We start from the raw sequence: 3,997 nt of genomic DNA, 5'->3' as shown, positions 1-3,997 counted from the left end.
GCCGGTTCGCCGGGAAGCCTGGATGGGGCAGGGGATGGTCACACGAGACCCCAGGAGTCAGGAGAGTCCCGCAATGATCTTCCCAGCCCGTTCGAGCGCTTCTGTCTGAAAGGCAGAGAAGCGGAAACAGCAGGGCTCCGCTTTGCCCTTCAGCCGCCGTCTTCCGGCTCGGAGCGAAGGCAGATCCTCATCGGGCCCAACCGGGCATGGAAGACCCCCTTTCGCTCTTCTCGGAGGAGCTGGTCGAGTGCCTTCCCAAGTTGGCGAAAGATGGCGTGCCCCACCAGCTCCTGACCACCCAGGGTCCAGCTCCGCGCAGGCTGTCCGCTTTGCCGGTGCTGGAGCAGGTAGCCCCGCCGCAGATCAGGGTTGGTAGGGCATACCTGCACACTCCAGGAGGTCGTGTCAGAGAACCCGTGGACGTGGCAGGGAGGCGGGGTCTATCTCTGCGCGCTTGAGCTGCCGGGCATACTTCTGCGCCAGCTTCCAGGCCCGCTCGAAGGCCGCCTCAGGCCAGGCAGCCAGGGGCAGGCGGGCCAGCCAGTGACCCAGGCGGGTATCTACACCGCTGAAACCAGCCCCGTCTCTCCGGCGGGCCCCATCACAGACGGCAGCCAACTGATCAATGGCGGCTTTGAGCGGCGCATACTGCGCTCGATCCTCTTCTGAGAACAGGTGAAACGTCGTCTCTTCCATGATCGATCTCCTTTCTGAACTGATTGCATGCCCGCGAACTGCGGCGTCGACGGGGGGCCTTGCTGGGGGAAGCGGAAGCGACGAGCGAGGGAGGTCTGCACAGGGCAGGGGAAGCAATCGTGCTGCGCCGGCTGGCAGCTTCTTCCAGGTCCGTTCTGGGCCACCGTGTCGGCTCGCCGCGGTGCGACCCGCAGGAGGCTGACCATTCTGCCCATTCGGCTGACGCAGCTGCTGTTCCCGCAGCCGTTTGCATCGGGGCAGTACATCATACTGGTTCGAGCCGCTCACCACTAGCCTGATCTCCGTCATACGGTAGATTCCGACCGCTAGACCAGGCGAGCCAGGGATGCCTGGATCTCAAGGCCCCACGTCAAGAGCGTCCAGAGCGTTTCCTGCTGAGCGTTCCGTGCCCGGCGTGACCCTGATGAAGAGATGGCCCTCCAGGCGAGCATAGCTTCGCCCGTGCACGCACAGATCGATCCAGCTCAGTGCGTCCCCATCCAGGTAGGGCTCCCAGAGCCCATCCGGAAAGGAGAGCAGGCGCCCCCGGACTGGGAGAAAGCTGGCAGGCGAGCCAGATCCCACATACCCCGAGGAGGCGATTCCTCGTTGCTCAAGGAGTTGTTCGATCCCTGCTCGGAGCATCTGAGAGAGAGAGACGTCCCCATAGCAACGATCGATGTAGATCACCCATCGGCGGAGATGCGGACAGAACAGCAGACGCAGGATACAGCGCGCTTCCATGCGTTGTAAGGTCCAGCGGTCCCGGATGGCTTCGAGAGAGGAGGGAATGTACGCCACCAGCATCCCCGCATCAAGGAGATTGCTCGGAAGCCGCCGTTGGTATGAACTGACATTCTCTTGATCTAACGCTTGACACGTTCGATAGCTTCTGCCACTTCCCATGCTCAGAATATCCCACGGATGAGCACTGATTATCAAGATTCTCTGTCCCTCCTTGGCCCCGCGATTCTGGTATTGCTGGTACCAGCGAAGGATGCATTGTCTCTCCTCTTCCGACCCTTCCCTCTGCCCAAGCGCCTCGAGGATCTTCCCCAGGCGAGGACTCCGGGTCCAGGCCGGTCGGGGAGGACCGGAGCAGGCCCCGATCTCCTTGAGACGCTCTGCATGCGCTCCTAGCAAGCAACCACCATAGAATTCGGGTTCCTCGACCTCTCGCAGGAGTGCGATCAGCGACGGACTGACCCCGAAACGGGCCAGTTCATCCAGCAGGGCATGCCACCAGCTGGGGACACTGCGCTGGCAGGGATAGATGCCACAGAGACGCCTCAGAATCGCATGCCTGCGCCGATACCCGGGGAAGGGGACCAACCTCGCTAACGCGAATGTATCGTACTGCTCTTGCGTCCGTACCAGCTCGGCGGACACATCGGCGAGCGTACCTGCAAATGATTCGAGGGTCGATTCTGTCGTCATAGATGGTACTCCTTTCGACAATGGCTGCGGTAAAGCAGAGAGACAGAGGAAAGTCGAGCAACAGGCAGCAGCACGGATTGAGAGGAGGCCTCTGTCCCCGGAAGAGGGAGGCCAGTTCCCCCTTCCAGGAACAGTTTCGCGCGACGAACGGCTGGGCTGGCGCCTGCCGCCTCACCATGATGCGGCTCAGTGTTTCAGCCACTGGTCTTGCTGCTCCTGCTGACGGCGAAAGCTGGAGCACCCACGTCGGGCCAGGATCAGATGGTCCAGCACGGGCAGATTGAGCAGCAGCCCGGCTTGAATCAGGGAGTGGGTCATGGCTTCATCCTCGGGCGACGGCCTTGGATCGCCGCTCGGATGGTTATGGCAATGAGAAAGCTCGCGGAGCGCCGGATCGCCTCGGGGACAATGGCGAGGAGAGTCAGGGTCAGGTCACAGGGTCGCGGCAGCCAGCACGCTCCAGAGTTCCTGCAGGCCTTGGGCGAGCGGAGCCAGGCCGATCTCCTGCTTCGCGCTCCAGCTGCCGAGCCACATCTGCCAGGCTGCCTCCAGCCTGGCTCGATGCGGGCAGGCCGCGAAGAGAACCCAGAGTTCACGATGCAGGGATGCCGATCCCATCACGGCGCTCTCTGGCTCCTGGCCAGCTTCCCAGCGATAGGAGCCGTGATAGAGCACGGCTCTGCCTGAGCGATGCCGCCTCGGTCTCCCAGCAGACTCAGCCTCTCTTGTTTCTCTCGCGCCGGCCTCTCCATACTCGCCATAACAGCACCAGTGGACCTGCAGGTAGTGTTCTGGCAAATCGAGTGGCCAGGCTGTAGCCTGCTCCATCAGGTGCTCTAGCTGCTGCACACTGCCGACCTCAAGGAAACCAGGCCGGTCAGCACCCCAGGAGGGAGTGATCGCTCGCTTCCTCTCGGCAGCGCCTGCGGGTGCACTGCGATGAGCCACGTGCTCCAGGGCCTGCCGCAGGAGCGTGCTGGCCTCGGGGGTCGGCGGCACACGGAGCGGGGCAAACAGGTCCCGGGGGACTGGCAGCTCCGGTCCTGATCGAGTCGGCAGCACCCAGCGAGCACGCAGCAGCGTGCGATCCCAGGTGAGGACAGCAGCGTTTTGCTCCTCATTCTCACTGGCACCGGCAAGAGCCACTTCGAATGTCGCTTGACTCCACCCCTTGCGCTCCCGAAGCTGACAGAGGGCCAGGAAGGCCGCATGTGCAACGGATGGGTCCAGTGAGCCTGCCAGCTCCCCCGCCACCACCAGTGCGTCGAAGCGATTCTCGGCCTCTACCAGCAAGCGCTCCAGATCGGGAGCGGCTTGCGCTCGCGGGCCGCTGCTGAAGGTAGACCGTCATCGTGCCAACCCGGACGCGGAAGACCCCTTGTGTCTCTCCGCCCGCGTTGGAAGAAGACGGGATGAGCCAGGACGGCTTCGCGGCCTCGTGAATCAGCAGCAGCAGAGCGCCCCTGAGAGCACAGAGCTGGCGAGTCCCCCAGAGCGCGTTGCTCATCCCTCTTCCTTCCGCGCCGCGAGCCGGAAGGAGACGCCCCACGAACGGAGGGCAGATGCCAGCCTGTCCATCTGGTTGCAGCAGAGGAGCTGGACGTCGGCCCCTCCTTGCCGTCGTAGGGCACTGATCAGCAGACGGGCCTGGTCCTCCCGTAAGAGCGGCACCGCCTCACGTAACGCCATTTCGAGCCAGCGCTCATCCGCCTCGTCATCAGGTAACAACAGCACGGTCTGCAGTCGGGGCCGGGCCTGCGCAGCGGCTTGCTCCCAGCGCTGCCACTGGAGGGCCTTGCTCCAGACAAGCCAGAGCTCCTCTGCATCGTGCACCGCTGCCGGCTCCAGCATGACCTGGGCCGGA

Annotated in this window: 4 protein-coding genes and 1 pseudogene; all 5 read right to left on the bottom strand. The window is 63.6% G+C overall.

Going from position 1 to position 3,997, the window contains the following annotated elements; all coding sequences use genetic code 11:
• Positions 1-405: 405 nt before the first annotated feature.
• The gene (locus tag IRZ31_RS20575) at positions 406-696 is read right to left on the bottom strand and encodes a hypothetical protein (protein ID WP_297157417.1); all 291 of its coding nucleotides are present in this window, start codon (positions 694-696) and stop codon (positions 406-408) included.
• Positions 697-1,053: 357 nt separating this feature from the next.
• Entirely contained in the window at positions 1,054-2,133 is a 1,080-nt protein-coding gene (locus tag IRZ31_RS20570) for a hypothetical protein (RefSeq protein WP_297157414.1), read from the bottom strand.
• Between the two features lie 186 nt (positions 2,134-2,319).
• Positions 2,320-2,493, bottom strand: a pseudogene (locus IRZ31_RS20565) (JAB domain-containing protein); the annotation flags it as partial.
• 72 nt (positions 2,494-2,565) lie between these two features.
• Entirely contained in the window at positions 2,566-3,426 is an 861-nt protein-coding gene (locus tag IRZ31_RS20560) for a hypothetical protein (protein ID WP_297157411.1), read from the bottom strand.
• A 210-nt stretch (positions 3,427-3,636) separates the two neighbouring features.
• A partial coding sequence (locus IRZ31_RS20555; protein WP_297157408.1) for a hypothetical protein occupies positions 3,637-3,997 on the bottom strand: 361 nt, incomplete at its 5' end.

It is taken from the genome of Thermogemmatispora sp. (assembly GCF_019683635.1).
Taxonomy (GTDB): Bacteria; Chloroflexota; Ktedonobacteria; order Ktedonobacterales; family Ktedonobacteraceae; genus Thermogemmatispora.
Note: the sequence above shows the minus strand (reverse complement) of the source record. Positions and strands in the feature narration are given on the sequence as shown.